This window comes from Halomonas sp. (assembly GCF_041689495.1).
In the GTDB taxonomy this organism is placed as follows: domain Bacteria; phylum Pseudomonadota; class Gammaproteobacteria; order Pseudomonadales; family Halomonadaceae; genus Halomonas.
Genome location: NZ_JBDNGD010000004.1, coordinates 1 through 1,098, shown reverse-complemented (window position 1 = coordinate 1,098; position 1,098 = coordinate 1). Strand labels below are relative to the sequence as shown.

General features: G+C 60.0%; 1 protein-coding gene. It reads left to right on the top strand.

Annotated elements, in window-relative coordinates; all coding sequences use genetic code 11:
- Nucleotides 1-162: 162 nt before the first annotated feature.
- Entirely contained in the window at nt 163-1,038 is an 876-nt protein-coding gene (gene pssA, locus ACESMD_RS00105) for a CDP-diacylglycerol--serine O-phosphatidyltransferase (protein ID WP_372609273.1), read from the top strand.
- Nucleotides 1,039-1,098 lie beyond the last annotated feature (60 nt).

The following is a 1,098-nucleotide window of genomic DNA, read 5'->3' as shown; positions in this document are numbered from 1 at the left end:
CGTCGAGACGAGAAACGAACTGCCGAGGGTGCGGATCGCCGCGCTTTCGGCTTTTTTGTGGATCGGTTTCAGGCCGTTGCATTATCCGGCTTCGCCCTGTCGCCATCCTGTGGCGTAGAATGGGCGTCAATATTCCGATTTTCCTGACAACGGATGAGACCCATGAGTCACGATTCTCGCAATGACGTACATGACGATCCCTCGGATCCTGCCGAGTCCGAGTCGGGCGATGCGTCTGCGACTCCTCCCGCCGAGGAGGACCTCGCGGCGACGTTCTTGCGTGAGACGGAGGTGGTCGAGGAAGCCATCGAAGATGGCAGGAAGGTCCGGCGCAAGGGTATCTACCTGCTGCCCAACCTCTTTACCACCTCGGCACTCTTTGCCGGCTTCTTCGCGGTGGTGGCGGGGATCAATGGTGATTTTACCTCGGCATCGGTTGCGATCTTCATTGCCATGGTGCTGGATGGCCTGGATGGTCGCGTGGCGCGCTTGACCAACACCCAGAGCGCCTTCGGCGCCGAGTATGACAGCCTCTCCGACATGATCTCATTCGGCATGGCGCCTGCCCTGGTCGCCTTTACCTGGATCCTTCAGGACATCGGCAAGACGGGCTGGGTGGTCGCCTTTCTCTATGTGGCCTGTGCCGCCTTGCGGCTGGCTCGTTTCAATATCCAGATCGGCAGTGTCGACAAGAAGTGGTTCATCGGCTTGCCGAGCCCATCGGCTGCGGCCCTGGTGGCCGCCAGCGTCTGGACCTTCCACAGCTTCGATGCCGATGCGTTCGGATTCAAGTTGCTCATGCTCTTCGTGGTCGGTGCGGCCGGGGTGCTCATGGTCAGCAATATCCGCTACTACAGCTTCAAGGATATCGATCTGAAGGGGCCGGTACCTTTCGTGGTGTTGCTTGCCATCGTTCTGGGCTTCGTGGTGATCTCCATCGAGCCTTCGGTCATGCTCCTGCTGTTGTTCGGGACCTATGTCTCCTCGGGGCCGGTCATGGCGCTGATGCGCAAGGCCAGGCCTTCCACCGACCCATGATAGCCTGCCTGACATTTTCCGTCTGACGCTCTTGCGCCAGGGGAGGCCAGGGGGTAGAGT